We start from the raw sequence: 18,138 nt of genomic DNA, 5'->3' as shown, positions 1-18,138 counted from the left end.
GATAAGAAAGTACCTCCTAAATTTATAAAAATAAATAAATTTTATTATTAAAGGTAAAATTTACCTTTAATAATGCAAAACAAAGACTAACATTAGTCTTATTTAGGGTCAAGTGTTTCCCTCAGTTTGTAAAGTTTAGCAGGACGACCACTTTTACCGTGCTCGGTTCCAATTTCGACGAAAAGATGAGTATGGGTTTTGCGGAAGTTAGAGTTATCAATGGTTTGATAAGGTTGTTTCCAAAAAGTTGAATAAACTTCACGTGCCTCTTTTAGTGTAAAATCGTCACCTAAAATCAACAGAATCGTTGGTAAATAATTTAAACGATTCGTAACTCTCTGAAAAGCTTTGCGTAAAATCAAAGCGTGATCGGAGCTCAAATACTTATCATTACTATATTTTTCCAGATGATCGTAAAAATCTTTATCCGATATTTCATCGCTTAAAGTTTTAAAAATTAAATCGTGATATTTCAATAAGAAACAATCTTTATCGTAATCAACTCTGAACCAGGCAACTTCTTGAGCACCATATCCTGCCGTTAATTCCGGCATGTAGGGCAGATACGTCATATAACTTAGAGCAATTTCTCGATTTGTTGCTGTGCGATTAACGTTACTAAAAGTGGCTAATTGTTCAGTATAAAAATTAGGCAATTTGATACCAATTTTTTCGTTGATCAATCTTAAAGAAGCTTCTTCAGCGTTTTCATTGTCTCGAAGCATCGTTGTGGGTAGGCCCCATTTTCCGATATTTGATCCGATAGAATTCTTAACTAAAAGAATCAATACCTTGTCAGTGGAGATGTCAAAACTCCAAATGATGTTGACAATATTAATTGTTAGTCCGTTATTAGTTGTTGTATCAGTCATTCTATCGCTCCATTCTAAATCTGATTTCATTATAATTTACTTGTTGTATAGTTCCAACGTTTTGACGAGTTTATTCTTGTTTATTTGACCAAAAGAATATATAACGTACGCAGAGATTGGATGAGATCTCTATGTGACGGATATATTTAATCCCACAGAGCCTGAGTCCGTTGCATTAAGGCTCTGCTCATAGCGATAAAAATCGTTTATGAGGGGGAAATTATTATGAAAAAACTCGTAAGAAATAGCATGTTAGTAGGGGCAGCAGTTTTAGGAATTGGATCGTTAGGTGGAGTTGCAAAAGCAGCTGATACACCAGCCGCTCCAGTTACAAGTACCGCTACGGCGGATATTACACCTGGAACGATTACTTTGGATTCGGCCCCTGGCTTTCAATTTGGTACGGTAGCAGCTTCAGCAAACGATATTTCGTATACATCGACTTCTTCATCAGGAGTCTTGGGTATCGCTGATGCTGGTTCTGGTACTGGATACACTGTAACTGTTGCAGCATCACCATTTACAGCAACAGGCGGTGCAACCTTAAAGAACGCACAATTGTCATTAGATAATAAAGAAACGACTCCTATTAAAGCGGATGATGCTGATAACGTATCAACACCTCCAGCACTTGTTGCAAATCTTTCACTATCTAGCTCTCCAGTAACTGTTGTTAATGCTGCAGCCGGTAGTGGTGTCGGTGCTTATACTGGAACATATGGTGCTACTGATGCAGCACTTAAGGTCCCAGCTGGTAATATCGGTGGTTCATATAGTTCAACATTAACTTGGACATTATCAAATGCACCAGCTTAAATATAGAAATTGAGGGCTTGTGACTTAGTTGTTGCATGCTCTCTTTTTTTCTTTGGGAGATGGTATTTTGAAGAAGCGTATTTGGATTCTCATGCTGTTTTTAATCAGCGTTATAACACTTGGAAATTTCAATAGTCAAACAGTTTCAGCAGCTGATACTGGAACTAAACCAGACGTTACATATACTATTGTACCGGAACTTACAAGTGATCAAGTTGATAAAAGCGTTGGTTATTTTGACTTGAAAGTTACTCCAAATCAAAAGTTACAAGCTAAATTTAAAATTAATAATAACGATACTAAAACGCATACCTATAGTGTAATGGTAAACCGTGCTGCAACTGATACTAATGGGGTTATCGTTTATAACGAACATGATCTTAAGGACGGTCCATCATTAAAGTATGATATTGAAAAATTAGTTACTTATCCTAAACAAGTGACAGTAAATGCAAAATCTTCTCAAGAAGTAACGGTTAATATCAATGCTCCAGCAGGCAACTTTGATGGTGTATTGTTAGGCGGTATTCTGATTGAACAAAATAATCAGGTCAGCAAGAATAATTCTAAAGGCGTAACCCTAAAGAATAAATACAATTATGTTTTAGGATTGCAACTAAGACAAAATACAGACACGATTCAACCGGATCTGAAACTAAATCGAGCTTATGAAGATACTGAGAATGGTCAAATTTCTGTAAATGCTTTGATTGGTAATGATGTTCCCAGACTAGTTCAAAAAGTTGATATTAAGGCTGAAATAACACCAGAGAATAATAAGAAAGATGTTATTTTACAATCTTCCAAGTCTAATATGTCGATTGCACCAAATAGCTATTTTACTTATCCAGTCAATGTTAATACTGTTGTCGGTGCTAACAAGAATAAGAGATTAAAACCTGGAACTTATATGATGTATTTAAACGTACAAGCTAATAACGGAAAAAATGTTTGGAAGCTTCAACGTAGATTTACAGTTACTGGCAAACAAAGTCAGGCTATCAATAGAAAGACACCAGTAAACAATACTAATAAGACTAATGGGGCACTAATTGGTGGTATTGCTGCATTAATAATTATCATCATTGGAATTGGTATCTGGTATATCAAGAAACGTAGAAAATAAAGGATTAAAAATATTTTAAAATCAAAAAGACACTCGTACTAACCCTGTATTGGTTAATATGAGTGTCTTTTTAGTGTTGATAATTTAAAAGACGTTAATAAGAACTGTACCAGATACGACTAAAAATAATCCTATGATTGAATAGATTGATAAAGTTTCGTGGTAGAAAACAATACCGGCAATAGTAACGAGTATCAATCCAATGCTTCCCCAGGTAGCATACGTTAAACTAAGTGGTAGTCGTTTGAGGACGTGGGAAAGAACGAATAGACAGATAAAATATGATGTTAACGTCCCCAATGTAGGTAAAAGGTTGGTAAAGCCATCAGTTTTCTTTAAGAGTGAAGTCCCTAAAACTTCAAAACCGATGGAGACCAATAATAGTAAGTAGTTCATAAGCTTTTCCTCGTTCAAAATTTCTTTCAATATCATACATTAAATTAACCAAAAAGACACCAATTATTTCTCAAAATTGAAATATTTTTTTATAAGATTCTCCAAAAGATGAAAAGGTTTACAAAAGTGAATATTGTGATAATCTGAATTTGAAAGCGAGGGATTGTAATGGCAGATTATAAGTTTTTGAAACCATACACGTTTGAGAAGAAGGGTATTACGGTAAAAAATCGTGTAGTTATTCCACCAATGACCGAGGAAATGAGTTTTTCAAATGGTGAAGTAACTTCTGATGAATTACGCTATTATCACATGCATAGTGGTGGCGTGGGGATGTTTATCACTGGTGTCGCTAATGTAAATGCTTTGGGTAAAGGTTTCGAAGGGGAACTAAGTGCTGAGGATGATAAGTTCATTCCAAGTTTGAGAAAACTAGCTTCAGCAATGCACGTAAACGGAACTAAAGCTATTTTACAAATTTTTAGTGCCGGTCGTATGTCTTCAACTGCAATTTTAAGAGGACAGCAACCAGTCAGTGCTAGTGCTGTCAAAGCAACAAGAAATAATTCTGAAGTACCACGTGAGTTGACTGAAGAGGAGATCGAACAAACAATCAAAGATTTCGGCCAAGCAACTAGACGTGCTATTGAGGCTGGCTTTGATGGTGTTGAAATTCATGGTGCTAATACATATTTAATTCAACAATTCTTCTCACCACATTCCAACCGTCGGACGGACAAATGGGGTGGCTCAGTAGAAAAGAGAATGACTTTCCCATTGGCAGTTGTCGATGAAGTTGAAAATGCTATTGAAAAGTACGCTGATAGACCATTCTTAATGGGATATCGTATTTCTCCAGAAGAGATTGAAGATCCAGGTATCAGATTTGAAGATACTTTGAAATTAGTCGATGCCTTGAAAGAGAAGCCATTAGATTACCTTCACGTTTCAATGGGTGATGTTTGGAGAAAGTCTTTGAACGATAAGACTATTACGACTCCTTTGAACTTAACAATCAAGGAACATATTGGCGACTTGCCATTGATTGGTGTCGGAGATATTCAAACACCAAGTGATGCGGAAAAAGTGCTTGATAATGGTTTAGATTTCGCAGCTATGGGTCGTGAAAGTTTGCGTGAACCACATTGGGTTCAAAAAGTAATGGCCGGCGATGAAGATGCTATTCGTTACACTATTTCTCCAGCAGATCATGAGGAATTAGGTCTCTACGGCACATTCTGGGACTTCTTGTTAACGGCATTCCATTCAGGATTGCAACTAAGCAGTGAACCACATACCGCAGAGGATCGTAAAGAATTTAACGGAATTTTAGACCACATCTTTGGTGGTGGAAAATAATTTAAGTTGAGCTATCTGAAAAGATAGCTTTTTTTTTAATTAAAATTGCACCACATGACATGTTGTGTGACTATTTTAATGGAGGGGGGAGTTTTAATGAAACAAAAAAATTTTAGTCAAAGCAAATTTATGATTGCCATTTTAGTTATTATTTTCTACGTATTAATTTATATACCTAATAGTATTTTGCCGATGATTTCAGATGATTTTTGGTATGGGAAAACAGATGGAAATATATTCCTAGTATCAATTCAGCATTATCTAAATTGGTCAGGAAGATTTCTAACTGATATGACCTCACGGATTATTTTGCCATATCCAGCAATTGCTAGTAGTGTAAAAACTATTGCGTTAGTAGCTTTAATTATTTTGATATCAATTCTTCCAAGTATAATAGTGGGGAGAAATATATTTTCTAAAATCAATTTATATTTAATTTTTATTACTTATTGGATCTGTAATCCTAATTTAGGACAAACAACTTTTTGGACCGTTGGGGCCAGTAATTATTTGTTTACCAATGTTTGGATACTAATATATTTAAATTTGGTCTTCTTTTTATTTCATCAAGATAAGGTAAGAAGTTATCAATATATTATTCTAGGTATTGCAGCATTTGCTGCAGGATTGTCCAATGAAAATATGGGGCCAACTATTCTTTTATTCTCTGTTGGAATGACAGTATATGCTTTTCGAACTCATAAAAAAATTAACATTTGGTTAACGAGTTCAGGACTGAATTTGTTAGGTTCTGCGATTTTGATATTGTCCCCTGGAAATAGAGTTAGACTAGATAGTCTGCCTTCAAAGTTTAATCAATTAACGCTTGGACAAAGAGTGTATAACTTTTTTACAGTTGGTGATTCGAGTAAATTGTTTAGTAATTATGGCTTTTTATTTCTTATTTTTGTATGTTTAATTGGATTTTTATTTTTGAAGAAACGTGTCTCCAAAGAATTGATCGGTTGGAGCTTAACGTTTTCTATATTAGCTATCATAGCCAACTTCGCATTTATGTTTTCTCCTATGATGATGCTTCGATCTTTGCAGGGGGGCTTTATACTATTCTTGGTTTCGCTAAGTTTTTTAGTTAGTGAACTTGTAAGTTCAAATAATTCTAAGACTTCTAGGATTTTATTTGTCGTAATGTTATCTGTCATGACGGGACTTTTCATAGTTAGCTATGGCTTAGAAATTAATTCATTTAGACTAGCACGAGCTGAATCTAATATCAGAACTAGTAGAGTTTTAAAGGCTCAAGAAAACTATAGTAAGTCTGTGATTATTCCAAGTTGGTATAAAGGTGAACTTTTACGACCAAAGAATGATTCATACGATACTTATTTGAGTCCTTATTATGGGAAGTATTATGGATATGAGGGAGACATCAGGGAAGTTGAAGTTCCTTTTGACTACACAAATATAAATAATTTTAAAAATAATGTTGAATATGTAACCGGTGGTAAATTAATTAAGGGTGTGAAATCTGTTAAAAATGTAGATTCTAATTGCAGTGGAGTAATTGTTTTTTTAAAGAGTGTTGATTCGAATTGTAACGTGGACTTGAAAATTCAGTATGAAAAAGAAACGAAGGACTATACTGTTCCAATGATAAATGAATTAAATATACAAGGTTATAAATTTGTGTCACTCGATTTAGATAGAATTATATTTAATGGCGATGTTAAAAAAGCCCAAATAATAGTTACCGACAGTGATAAACAAGTAGAAGAGCATTCGATTAATATTTTTAATTGAAAGTAGCAAATAAATTTTGACTTAAACATATGTTTAAGTGCTATCTTGTATCTTGATGAGGTGGTTAAAGTGAAAGAAATTGAAAAATTAGATAATGGCGATTGGTATTATTTTTTGGATCAAGATGTTGTGGATCGTAAGGCTAGAGCAGCCAAGTTATGCCAAGAATTTAATCAGATTCCAGCAACAGAAGCCGAAAAACAAACGGCTAAGATAAAAGAAATCTTCGGTTCATATGGTAAAAATATTTCCGTTCAAAGCCGCTTTAATTGTGATTATGGTAAAAACATTCACGTTGGCAATGATTTTTTGAGTAACTACAATTTAACAATTCTAGATGTAGCACCAGTCAATATCGGCAATAACGTCATGATTGGACCAAACGTTGATATTTATACAGTCAATCATCCGATGACAGCTCAAGGCAGACGTGATTATATGGGCAAAGGTTATCCAGTGACAATTGGTAACGATGTTTGGATCGGTGGTAAAGTTTCCATTGTTCCTGGGGTAACAATTGGCAATAATGTAGTCGTTGCGGCCGGAGCTGTCGTTACTAAGGATGTTCCCGATAACAGTTTGGTCGGTGGTGTCCCTGCTAAAGTTATTAAAAAATTAGATGAAGAATAAAATATTCCATGCTTCTCAAACGAGAGGTAATGGAATATTTTTTTGTTGTAAAATTAAAAGTAGAGACATACTGAGAAGAGGATTCGAAAAATGGAATATTTAATTGGTGATGTGGCTAAGAAGATGAATATCAATTCATCTGCAATACGTTTTTACGATAAAGAAGGCTTATTGCCTTTTGTCAAAAGGGATGAAGCTGGACGTCGTAAATTTAAGCAACAAGATATGAATTTTCTAGAAGTAATTGATTGTTTGAAAAAGAGTGGCGTTCCAGTAAAGGATATTGCACATTTCATTCGTTTATGTATGGAAGGTGATACAACGTTACGTGAGCGTTATGACTATTTGGATAATGAGGAGACTAATCTAGAAGAAAAGATTGCTGATTTGAACGATAAGTTAGCATTTCTACGATTCAAGAAGTGGTATTACAAGACTTCGGTTGAAGCTGGGACGGAAAAAATTCATTTTGTGCCTGGACAGAATTTAGTTGCTCCCGATACGAAAGCAAAGTATCAAGCTGAATTAGAGAAGACTGACAATATTCATGATTTGATTGATTTGAATTAAAAATAGTTAATTAATTCACAAATGACGTTGAAAACTCTATTTTGCCTAGCTTATACTTTAGTTACAGGGTAAGCGGGGGAATTGTATAAATGAAAGCAAAATGGAATTCACTAATTAAACTGACAAGAACAAAATTGATTTTGGCTTTGACGGCAGTACTTTGGTTAGAAACATTGATGGTTTATTATGTAGATTTTCGATTGGGAATCGAAGGTCCCTTACAATTTATCATTTCAATGTTCAATCCATTGGGATTTGTGTTATTGATTCTAAGTCTGGCCAATTTTTTTGTACGCAAAAAATCATTTACAATTTCATTGATGGTATTGTTTGCCTTAGAAATATTATTATTGGTGGCAAATGTCGTTTATTATCGAGAATTTTCCGATTTCATTTCGATAAATACGATGTTGAGTGCTCAAAAATTTAACGGGGCGATGGGTAAAAGTATTGTTACATTAATTTCACCTCATGATGCTATTTATTTATTGAATCTGATTTTAATTATAGGATTGCCATTCTTTGTCAAAAATAACTTGGTATCAACTCCAATTAGATTGGTCAGTAAAGTGGCTTTGACGTGTCTAAGTGCTTTTTTGATTATCTTAAACCTAACGATTTCCGAGATGAATCGTCCACAATTATTAGGAAGGACCTTTGATCAAACCTATATTGTTAAGTACCTCGGATTGAATTTTTACATGGCCTATAACACGGCCAGCAAGGTTAACGAGGACGCCGAAAAGAATAAAGTAACGACAATTGATATCGATTCGCCACTACAAGAAGCTGCCCAAGTGTATGCAAAGCCGAATAAGAAATATTATGGAATTGCACGTAAGAAGAATGTCATTATTATTCATTTGGAAAGTTTTCAACAATTTCTGATCAATATGAAAGTTAATGATCAAGAGGTAACACCATTTCTAAATAGTTTATATTCCGACAAGAATACTGTCAGTTTTTCCAACTTTTTCCATGAAGTAGGTCAGGGAAAAACCAGTGATGCGGAAAATATGCTTGAGTCAGGTTTGTTTGGATTGCCAACGGGATCATTATTTAACAAATTGGGGCCAACAAACACTTTTCAGAGTGCTCCAGCCATCTTGAAACAAAAAGAAGGCTATACGAGTGCTGTTTTTCATGGTAATGTCGGTAGTTTTTACACGAGGACTAAAACTTACAAGAGCTTAGGTTACAACTACTTTTTTGATCAAGGGTATTTTAAACAAACAGAAGATTCCAACGTTGGTTTCGGTTTGAAAGATAAGTTGATGCTTAAAGAGAGCGTGAAATATTTAGAAAAGTTGCAACAGCCGTTTTATGTGAAATACATTACGGTAACCAATCATTATCCATTTGACCTACCAGATGAAGATAATGATGGTTTTGTTAAACCGGAAACAAGCGACAATGTTATCAATAATTATTTTTTGACCGCACATTATCTGGATGCGTCGTTACGTGAATTTTTCGATTACTTAAAAGAAAGTGGTCTGTATGATCGTTCAATTGTTATTTTGTACGGTGATCACTATGGTATTTCGGATGATAAAAATGAAACTTTGGCACCATTGTTAGATAAAGATCCAAATGAATGGGATAACTTTGATAATATTCAATTACAGAGGGTTCCATTTATGATTCATATGAAAGGAATCGCAGGGCGTGTTGATAATGAATATGGTGGTGAAATTGACGTCTTGCCAACGCTTTTACACTTACTAGGAGTTAATACTAAAAATTATATTCAACTGGGGACTGATTTATTATCTAAACAGCATGATGGTAACGTTATTTTTAGAAATAATGGCATGATTAATAAAAAATATACAGTTACTAAAAAGTCCGATGGTTCATACAATATTTATGATAATAAGACAGGAGAATTGTTGGATATCGATCCGACATCTGATTTGTATAAGAAAATTGCTAAAAAGTATGAGCAAGAACGGCATTTGCTGGATATATCGGATACTATCAATCAAAAGAATCTTTTGAGATTTTACACTCCGATAGGATTTAAGCCAGTTGATCCTACAGATTACGATTATGAAAATCAAGTAGAGCAGCTGGATAAAATAAATAATACATTGGGGAACTCGTCGACAAGTATGTATTCACAGAATAATAATAAGTCGACGGTTTCAATGTATAAGACTGATGCACCAGAAAGTACCGATTAAATCAAAAAGCAACTATATTTCCCAAAAAGGAAGTATAGTTGCTTTTTATATGGATAAGATTAATCACTAACAACAACGTAAGATTTGATAACTTTTCTATCAGTCATTTCTTGATAAGCGTCGTTGATATGATCGAGATCGAAACTCTTAGTGAAGACTAGTCCAGGATTGATTTCGCCATCGAGAACTGCTTTTAGTAAACGACTCTTGTCGTAAGTAGTAACGGAAGCAGGACCACCGGCGATAATAATGTTATTTCCAAATGAAGTAGAAATATCCATCTTTCCAGTATGTGGCAAGCCAACACGACCAACGACAGAACCAGGACGTCCAACTTTCAAAGCGGTTTCGGTCGACAATTCAGTACCAACACATTCCAAAACTGCGTCAGCGCCAAAGCCGTTCGTTAACGCTAAAATCTTTTTAACACCCTCATCACCACGTTCAGCGACGTTGTCAGTTGCACCAAATTTTGCAGCTAAAGCTTGACGATCAGGATGACGACTAGTTGAAATTATTTTCTTAGCACCAAGTAATTTGGCGGAGATGATTCCACAAAGTCCAACAGCACCATCGCCCATGACAACAACGGTATCGCCATGTTTGATATTAGCAACAGTAGCGGCATGATAACCAGTAGCCATAACATCAGCTAAGGTCAAAAGTGATTTGAGCATACCTTCACTGTAATCACTAGGCTTACCGGGAATTTTAACTAGAGCCCATTGACCATGTTGGAATCTGACATATTCAGCTTGGTTGCCATTACTGAAGTTGTCAGTATGTGATTGACAATCGCCGTCGAAACCGGCTAAACAAGCAGGACAATGTCCACAACCATGTGTAAATGGTGCGATTACGAAATCTCCAGTTTTGACAGTCGTAATATCAGAACCGACGGCTTGAACGATACCGATCGACTCGTGTCCAGAGTTTTCAGAATTTTCAGCTTTGTCTTCTAGGCCACGATAAGCCCATAGGTCAGAACCACAAACGCAAGCACGGATTACCTTGATGATAACGTCGTCGGGCTGTTCAATTTTAGGAATGTCGACATCTTCAACATCCATTTGTCCAACTTTTTTAAAAATTGCTTTTTTCATAAAAAATCCTCCTCAATTTGATAACTCAATTATAGCGTTTTCAAAAAACGTTTTAATGTTAAATGAAACTTTATTTGTGTTATTAACATAGATTGAAATTTATGTCTAATTGACATATAAGTAAATTAAAATTATTATAATATTTTATGTAAAAAGGGGGAAACCAATAATGGATGACAGTTTAAGTGTTGAAAGTGCCATAAAAGATACTTTACCGACAGTTTTTGGTTATATCGGAATTGGAATTTCTTTTGGTATCGTAGCGGCATCTGCGGGGATGAGTGTCTTAATGGCAACTTTGATGTCATTGATCGTATATGCGGGTTCGGCCCAGTTCATTCTAGTTAGTCTGTTGGCAATTGGAACGCCAATTGTTTCAATTGTTTTGTCAGTTTTTTTAGTTAATTCACGAATGATTCTGATGAGTATGACAACAGCTAATTTTTTTAAAAAGAATTCTTTATTCGAAAATATTATTATAGGTAGTTTGATTACTGATGAGAGTTTTGCCTTAAGTATGAACAAGCTTAACTATACCGATGGTAAACTTTCGTTTAAGTGGTTTAATACGGTTAATTTATTAGCCTACTTAGTTTGGGCAGCTTCAACGATGGTTGGGGCGATGTTAGGCAAAGTCATTAGTGATCCACAAAAATTAGGCCTGGATTTTGCCTTGGTAGCGATGTTCATCGGTTTATTGTATTTGCAACTGATCAGTGATAAGTCGATTTCCTTAAAAGTTCAATTGATCGTTGTGGCTGTCATGTTGCCGCTGGTCTATTTCGGATTAATTTTTATTTCCAGTGATTTATTGATTTTGATCGTAACTTTAATTGGCTGTGCGTTAGGAGTGATTTTGAAACATGCCATCAACTAAATTTGTCCTTTGGACTTTAATCGCCTGTGGATTAGCGACTTGGCTATCCAGAGTTCTACCATTTGTTTTATTGAAAAAATTTAATTTGCCGGCTAAGGTAGTTGAGTTTCTCGGCTTCGTACCAATCACGATCATGGCTGCTTTATGGTTTGAGAATCTTTTCCATCAAAATATCGGTCACTTGCCACAAATTGATTACGCTAATTTGATTGCCTCAATACCGACTGTTTTGACAGCTGTATTAACTAAAAAATTATTATTGATCGTAGTTGCAGGCATTATCTCCCTAGCATTAGTCCGTTTAGCAATATAATAGTGTTATCAAGGCAGGAGGTAATGCTATGAAAGCAATTGTCGTCAGAAAGGCCGGTGGGCCAGAAGTTTTAAGTTATGAAGATGTACCAACTCCGCAAGTAAAGCCGGGATGGTCATTAGTTCAGGTTAAGGGTTTTGGTATCAATCATTCTGAAATCTTTACTCGTAAAGGCCTATCACCTAGTGTTAAATTCCCACGTATCTTAGGTATTGAGTGTGTTGGTGTAGTTGCCGACAGTACTTCAGATGAGTTAGCAGTTGGCCAAAAGGTTATCTCGATTATGGGTGAAATGGGACGTGCTTTTGACGGATCATATGCTGAATATGTTTTATTGCCTAATGAACAAATTTATCCGGTTCAGACAGATTTGGATTGGTCAGATTTAGCAGCTGTTCCTGAAACCTTTTACACAGCTTTTGGTTCTTTAAAACATCTACAATTAAAGCCAGAAGATACTATCTTGATTCGATCAGGTGCTAGTGGCGTTGGTATTTCAGCTTTGCGATTGATCAAAGCCAAATATCCAGATATGCAGGTTACCGGTTCAGTTAGAAGTCTTAAGAAACAAGATGTACTTTTGGATGCCGGCTATGATGCAGTGATTGAAGATAAAGATGGAAAGTTACAGACTACTGAAAAGTTTAGCAAGGTTTTGGAATTGGTCGGCCCAGCCACTTTGAAGGATACCTTCAACCATGTTTTACCATACGGCATTGTCTGCAATACCGGTGAGTTAGGCGGTCAATGGTATATGGACGGCTTTGATCCAATTAGTGATATTCACGAAGGTGCCTTACTAACATCTTTGTCATCAGGTGAAGTTAATAGTCAAAAACTTAATGAAATGTTGGATTATATTAAACAGTATCATGTTGAAGTTTCACCAACTAAGGTTTATAGATTGGATCAGGTTAGGGAAGCTCATGAGTATTTGGAGAGCGGACATAACTTGGGTAAAGTCGTTGTTGTTAACTAAATGTGATATGGAAATTGAAAATGTAATTTGATATATCGTTTTCTTTTTCAAAAGACGATAAATTAAAAGTGTTCGTATTGACCTAGATTGAAGATTTTTCAGTCATAGTCGATATGAACACTTTTTTTGTAAAAGTAATATTTTTATTTACCAAAATTCATTTCTATGTACATCTATTACAAATTTTGAATGATTTTCATCAAATCTGGATTTGGAATATTCAAAAGCTTCACCTTTTTGATCGTATGCAATCTGTTCAATAACTAATAGAGAAGCACCTTCGTCAACCTCAAGAGCTTGAGCACTTTCCTTAGTCGCAGATTCAGCGTAGATAACCCGTCTAGCATCTGTCATAAATATTTTCATAGTGCCACCAAGATATCCATAAATGGATCCCTTTAAAATGGATTCATCTAGTGGTGCAATTCTAGTGGGCATGATTGTATGTTCATAACTATAAATTTTATCATCACGTAATCGGACACGCTTAATTTCATATACAGGTTCATTAGCTTTTATTTTTAAATTTTTTTGTTCGACTTCATTAGGTAATCTTGCACCAAAAAATAATATTTTACTGGTTATTTTTTGATCACGGTGAGAGTAGGTCGCACCAATGGGAAGATCCAAAGGGAGTAATTCAGATGAATTTTCTTCCAACTGTGGACGGACATATGTACCACTGCCTTGATGGGTATGTATTAAGCCCTCATCAATTAGTAAATCCAAGGATTTTCTCAAAGTTATACGACTAATATTATATTTTTTTGCAAGTTCATCTTGAGTAGGCATTAATGTTCCCGAACGATAATGATTTCGTAAAATGTCTTTTTTTATATCTGAATATACTTCCTTATATCTATACAAATCTTTTCACCTCAATTGCCTTTGTTAGGGCTAATTATATCACTTATTAATAATTTGTATACAAATTCATACAAAGTATTTTAAATTCATCTATACAAATTTGGTGAAAGTTCTTTACATCAATACAAATCGAGATATAATTGGGGTTGTGGAAAGCGCTTCCAAATAAATTAAGGGGTTGAATATATAATGAAGTTCGATGTTAAAAAAGTTCAAGAACCTATATTAAAAGCTTCAGTATGGGTTCAAGGTAACAGCATTCTTCAAGCTATTAAGAATGCCTTCATCATGACTATTCCGTTCACAATTGTCGGTTCTTTCTCCAATGTTATTAAGATGCAACTTGATCAATTAATTAAAACTCAACATATCCATAGTGAAATTTTAACAGATATAAGTAATCTGTTTGGTTACTTAAATGCGGCAACATTGGGCATTATCGGGGTTATTGTTGTCTTATGTTCTTCATATTCTTATGCAAGAGAGTTAAAGAAAAAATATAAAGAAGTTAATATATTTCTTGCTGTTATTTTGGCTTTAGCCGCCTATTTCGTAATGGTTCCAAACAATGTCAATTTTGCAGATCCTAAGGCAAAAGTTATCCAAGGATTCTCTACTAACTTTTTTGATTATCAAGGAATGTTTACGGCTTTAGTTGTAGGTATGATTGCCGTTTGGATTTATGCTCGCTTTGGTAGAACTAAATTTAAGATCAAGATGCCTGACAGCGTACCGCAGAACATTTTCGATTCATTCGCATCTCTTGTACCCATTACTGGTGCATTAATGATTTTTGGTATCATTCGTATTATTATTCAGAATTTAGGCTACACTTCAATCATTGAAATTATTACAGAAGTTTTAGTCAAACCATTATTATCTGTTGGTACTGGTTTACCAGCAATTATCGTAGTAATTTTGATGGAACAAATTCTATGGTTCCTAGGATTACATGGATTCAATATCGTTTGGGGTGTTGTTTCAGCATTCTGGTTGCCAATTTATTTACAAAACTGTGCACAATATGCAAGAACTCAAAGCTTCGCAGGTATTGGAATTGCTCCTAATACAATGACAAATGTTTACGCTATGATTGGTGGTTCTGGTGCTACATTTGGTTTGTTAATTGCTATGCTCATTTTTACTCGTAAAGGTGAGAAGGAACGTGAAGTTGCAAAACTAGGATTTATCCCTGGATGTTTCGGTATTAATGAACCAATCATCTTTGGTTTACCAATTGTTTTGAATCCTATTATGTTCTTACCATGGATTTTTGTACCACTTATCAATGCCGTTATTGGTTATATCGTTACTAAGATTGGATGGGTTGTACCACTAGTAGTATTGAACTCAGGTAGTGAGCCGATATTCTTTAGTACTTGGTTAACAGGTGCGTTCCATACAAGTCCGGTAGTATTGACACTTGTATTAGTTATTTTGGATACCTTCTTATACGCTCCATTTGTAATTTTGAATCAACGTAGCGAACGTGCAGCCATCGCAAAACAGAATGAACAAAAGAATGATGAATCCGATAAATCGGTTTTCAAGAATGAAACTGAATCACAAACTGAAGAAGAACCTAACGTTGGTCCTGAAACAGCTTAAATAATACTAAGAAAGAAGACTCAACAATGAAAAAAGTATTCGTTATTGCTCATACTCATTGGGACTTCGAATGGTATTTCACCAGACAAGATGCTCGAATCCAATTTATATATCATATGGACGAAGTGCTTCGAGCTTTGAAGAATAATGTTATTGATTACTATCTATTAGACGGACAGATGTCTATTATCGATGATTATTTGGAAAGTGTGCCAGAGAATGCCTCAGAGTTAAGAAAATTTATAAAAGCTGGTCGTCTGTTTGTAGGCCCTTGGTACACTCAAGTTGATGAGATGGTTACATCTGGAGAATCAATGGTTCGTAATCTGCAACAAGGAATTAAGCTTTCATCTGAATTGGGAAGAAGTATTCCAATTGGTTATTTACCCGATTCATTTGGACAAAATCATGATATACCGAAAATTTATAATGGATTTGGCATTAAGAATGCTGTTTTCTGGAGAGGTATGCCTAAAGAGAAATCGGCCCGATACTTCTATTGGACAAGTGATGACAACTCAAGAGTTTTAGTTGCTAACCTGAGAAATGGGTATCCAGTAGGCGTTGATTTAATGGAGTCTTCAAATTATCCTGATCTATTACATAAGATTAGTACAAACACTGATGTCAATAACTTGGTGCTTCCCGTAGGTGGTGACCAAAGACCAGTTGATTTCAATTTAAAGCAAAAAATAAAAGAAGTTAATACTTCACAAAGCGACTTTGAATTAGTAGAAGGAACGTATCCTGAGTATTTTAAAGAACTCAGTAAAGAAAAGGGGTTACCTACTTATTCTGGTGAGTTTGTAGATCCTAGTACTTCTAAGATACACAGAGGAATCTATTCATCTAGAGCTGATCTTAAGATGTTGTACGATAGACTGGAAAGATTAATGACATTTGAAGTAGAGCCATTGATGGCTATGGCACAATTTCATGGAATTATGACCAAGCCTGGCGTAATTTCACAAATTTGGAAGACCATTTTTAGAGGTCAAGCACATGATTCTTCTGGTGGTTGTAACAGTGATGAGACAAATCGTGATATTCATCATAGAGGAGAAATTGCTTTGCAGTTAGGTCTTTCGTTGAAGGGTTATCTTCTTCGTAAGTTGAGTAGTAATGTTACTAATAAAATGGATTTATTCTTCTGGAATCCAACCGTTTCGCCCATCACTAAGATTTATAAAACATACGTAATTACTAAGAGTCCTAAATTTGAACTTATTGATGAAGAGGGAAACGAAGTCGAATATCAAGTTATTAAACAAGATAAGATTGACAAGGCAATATTACGTCATGATAAAGAAGAAATGGTACCTGATTATTATTACAAGACGACAGTTGCTGTAGCGTTAACTATTCAGTCCACTGATTGGACTGGTATTTTAGTAAAAGAAAATATTGATAGTAAAAACGTTGAGTCTAAAGGATCCCATGAAATTGAGAATGATCATTATCAAATTTCGATGAATCATTCCGGTCTTACTCTAGTGGATAAAGATAGTGGAAAAATTTATCATGATTTTCTTACTGTTGAAGATGGTGGAGATGAAGGTGACACATATGACTATTCACCTGCATACAGAGATTGGATATTATCATTAAACTTTAATGATTCTGAAATTAAAGGGATTGAAGGAAAATTATATAGTTCACTTTCTATCAAGGGAAATTGGTTATTACCAGTAGACTTAGAGGAAAGAGGTAAAAAAGAAAAGAGTAAAAAATTAGAATATAATTTGCAACTTACTCTGGAGAAAAACAATCCAGTAATTGGGGTTACATTGAAATTATCCAATAATGTTTTAGACCATAGACTAAGATTGGTAATTAATACCGGTATAAATGCCAAGAATAGCTATGCAGATACACCGTTTGGAGTGATTAGTCGTCCAGTGATTGATCCACATTTGAAAGATTGGAAAGAGATTGGCTATCATGAAGAGCCAACTTCAATAAGGCCATTTCTTCACTTTGCTAACATCCATAATAGTGAATCAAGTGTTTCGTTTATTGGACTAGGTGAAAAAGACTTTCAAGTAGTCGGTGATTCATTTAATAGTCTCGCTGTAACACTGTTTAGAGGAGTTGGATTTTTGGGTAGACCTGATTTACTGAGAAGACCAAGTGATGCATCAGGATTACAAACTAAATATGTTCCAACTCCTGATAGCCAACTTCAAGGAGACATGGTATTCGAAGGTGGTATCCTTATTAGCAAGAAGTTTGATCCTTCTAAATTACAAAGAGCGCATAATTTGTTAAGCGTTGATGATTTATTTTATCAAAATCAGGATATAGATAAATTTACGATGCGCGTTCAATATTTTGGAATCAATAAAAATATTGAACCACTAATTCATAAGCCATTAGTCAATATAAAGGCAGATGATTTAGTAAAAAGTACGTTTACATCGACACCAGATGGAACAGGCCTAGTTGTGAGACTTTATAATCCGTCTAAAGAAAAGATTAAAAATCCTGGAAGTATAAGATTGAATCTTAGCAGTAACGTTAAGATTTTGAATCTCAATAATCAAGTAATTGAAAATGGTGTCGATAACATTAAAGAATATGAATTAGCATCATTTAATCCAGGTGAAATAAGAACTTTTGGAATATACCCAATTAAATAAAAAACTAAAACACTCTATTTATGTAGGGTGTTTTAGTTA

The 18,138-nt window shown here is 34.8% G+C and carries 16 protein-coding genes; 12 read left to right on the top strand and 4 right to left on the bottom strand.

Annotation, left to right across the window (positions count from 1 at the left end; genetic code table 11):
• Positions 1-98 precede the first annotated feature (98 nt).
• Positions 99-872, bottom strand: a complete 774-nt coding sequence (locus tag U8526_RS10690) for an NrtR DNA-binding winged helix domain-containing protein (RefSeq protein WP_334341950.1) — start codon at positions 870-872, stop codon at positions 99-101.
• Between the two features lie 225 nt (positions 873-1,097).
• Here U8526_RS10690 and U8526_RS10685 point away from each other — a divergent pair, with 225 nt between their 5' ends.
• Together U8526_RS10685 and U8526_RS10680 are read left to right on the top strand one after the other, a co-directional pair.
• Positions 1,098-1,688: a WxL domain-containing protein gene (locus U8526_RS10685; protein ID WP_334341949.1), complete on the top strand. Its 591-nt coding sequence runs from the start codon at positions 1,098-1,100 to the stop codon at positions 1,686-1,688.
• Positions 1,689-1,755: 67 nt separating this feature from the next.
• Positions 1,756-2,814, top strand: coding sequence for a DUF916 and DUF3324 domain-containing protein (locus tag U8526_RS10680; protein WP_334341948.1), 1,059 nt, complete (start codon positions 1,756-1,758; stop codon positions 2,812-2,814).
• A gap of 84 nt (positions 2,815-2,898) precedes the next feature.
• Here U8526_RS10680 and U8526_RS10675 read toward each other — a convergent pair whose 3' ends face one another.
• Positions 2,899-3,210 carry a DMT family transporter gene (locus tag U8526_RS10675; RefSeq protein WP_334341947.1) on the bottom strand — a complete coding sequence of 104 codons (312 nt, stop codon included), beginning with the start codon at positions 3,208-3,210 and terminating at the stop codon, positions 2,899-2,901.
• 168 nt (positions 3,211-3,378) lie between these two features.
• On the opposite strand from U8526_RS10675, the gene U8526_RS10670 reads away from it, so the two are divergent.
• The 5 genes from U8526_RS10670 (at position 3,379) to U8526_RS10650 (ending at position 9,713) form a co-directional block, all read left to right on the top strand.
• Positions 3,379-4,569, top strand: coding sequence for an NADH-dependent flavin oxidoreductase (locus U8526_RS10670; protein WP_334341946.1), 1,191 nt, complete (start codon positions 3,379-3,381; stop codon positions 4,567-4,569).
• A 96-nt stretch (positions 4,570-4,665) separates the two neighbouring features.
• Complete coding sequence (locus U8526_RS10665; protein ID WP_334341945.1) at positions 4,666-6,327, top strand: DUF6056 family protein; 1,662 nt, start codon at positions 4,666-4,668, stop codon at positions 6,325-6,327.
• A gap of 69 nt (positions 6,328-6,396) precedes the next feature.
• Entirely contained in the window at positions 6,397-6,957 is a 561-nt protein-coding gene (locus U8526_RS10660) for a sugar O-acetyltransferase (protein ID WP_334341944.1), read from the top strand.
• 90 nt (positions 6,958-7,047) lie between these two features.
• The gene (locus U8526_RS10655) at positions 7,048-7,527 is read left to right on the top strand and encodes a MerR family transcriptional regulator (protein ID WP_334341943.1); all 480 of its coding nucleotides are present in this window, start codon (positions 7,048-7,050) and stop codon (positions 7,525-7,527) included.
• Positions 7,528-7,616: 89 nt separating this feature from the next.
• Entirely contained in the window at positions 7,617-9,713 is a 2,097-nt protein-coding gene (locus U8526_RS10650) for an LTA synthase family protein (RefSeq protein WP_334341942.1), read from the top strand.
• A 59-nt stretch (positions 9,714-9,772) separates the two neighbouring features.
• Here U8526_RS10650 and U8526_RS10645 read toward each other — a convergent pair whose 3' ends face one another.
• Positions 9,773-10,816 carry an alcohol dehydrogenase catalytic domain-containing protein gene (locus U8526_RS10645; protein ID WP_334341941.1) on the bottom strand — a complete coding sequence of 348 codons (1,044 nt, stop codon included), beginning with the start codon at positions 10,814-10,816 and terminating at the stop codon, positions 9,773-9,775.
• 169 nt (positions 10,817-10,985) lie between these two features.
• Between U8526_RS10645 and U8526_RS10640 the strand changes: the two genes are divergently transcribed.
• Genes U8526_RS10640 through U8526_RS10630 form a run of 3 tightly spaced genes read left to right on the top strand, consistent with a single transcriptional unit; the run spans position 10,986 to position 12,985 of the window.
• Positions 10,986-11,693, top strand: coding sequence for an AzlC family ABC transporter permease (locus U8526_RS10640; protein WP_334341940.1), 708 nt, complete (start codon positions 10,986-10,988; stop codon positions 11,691-11,693).
• Positions 11,680-12,006, top strand: coding sequence for an AzlD domain-containing protein (locus U8526_RS10635; protein ID WP_334341939.1), 327 nt, complete (start codon positions 11,680-11,682; stop codon positions 12,004-12,006). The genes U8526_RS10640 and U8526_RS10635 overlap by 14 nt, the downstream gene beginning before the upstream one ends.
• A gap of 28 nt (positions 12,007-12,034) precedes the next feature.
• On the top strand, positions 12,035-12,985 hold the full coding sequence (locus U8526_RS10630; RefSeq protein ID WP_334341938.1) for a zinc-binding alcohol dehydrogenase family protein: 951 nt from the start codon (positions 12,035-12,037) through the stop codon (positions 12,983-12,985).
• Between the two features lie 147 nt (positions 12,986-13,132).
• Here U8526_RS10630 and U8526_RS10625 read toward each other — a convergent pair whose 3' ends face one another.
• Positions 13,133-13,852 (bottom strand): GntR family transcriptional regulator, encoded by a 720-nt coding sequence (locus U8526_RS10625; RefSeq protein WP_334341937.1) that lies wholly within the window; start codon positions 13,850-13,852, stop codon positions 13,133-13,135.
• Positions 13,853-14,041: 189 nt separating this feature from the next.
• On the opposite strand from U8526_RS10625, the gene U8526_RS10620 reads away from it, so the two are divergent.
• A complete protein-coding gene (locus tag U8526_RS10620; protein WP_334341936.1) occupies positions 14,042-15,460 on the top strand; it encodes a PTS sugar transporter subunit IIC in 1,419 nt (472 codons plus the stop codon).
• Between the two features lie 26 nt (positions 15,461-15,486).
• Positions 15,487-18,099, top strand: coding sequence for a glycoside hydrolase family 38 C-terminal domain-containing protein (locus U8526_RS10615; RefSeq protein ID WP_334341935.1), 2,613 nt, complete (start codon positions 15,487-15,489; stop codon positions 18,097-18,099).
• Positions 18,100-18,138: the final 39 nt, after the last annotated feature.

Origin of the sequence: Companilactobacillus sp. HBUAS56275 (genome assembly GCF_036913655.1) — a bacterium.
GTDB classification, from domain to species: domain Bacteria; phylum Bacillota; class Bacilli; order Lactobacillales; family Lactobacillaceae; genus Companilactobacillus; species Companilactobacillus pullicola.
The sequence above is the reverse complement of the archived record's forward strand: the minus strand, read 5'-3'. Positions and strand labels throughout refer to the sequence as shown.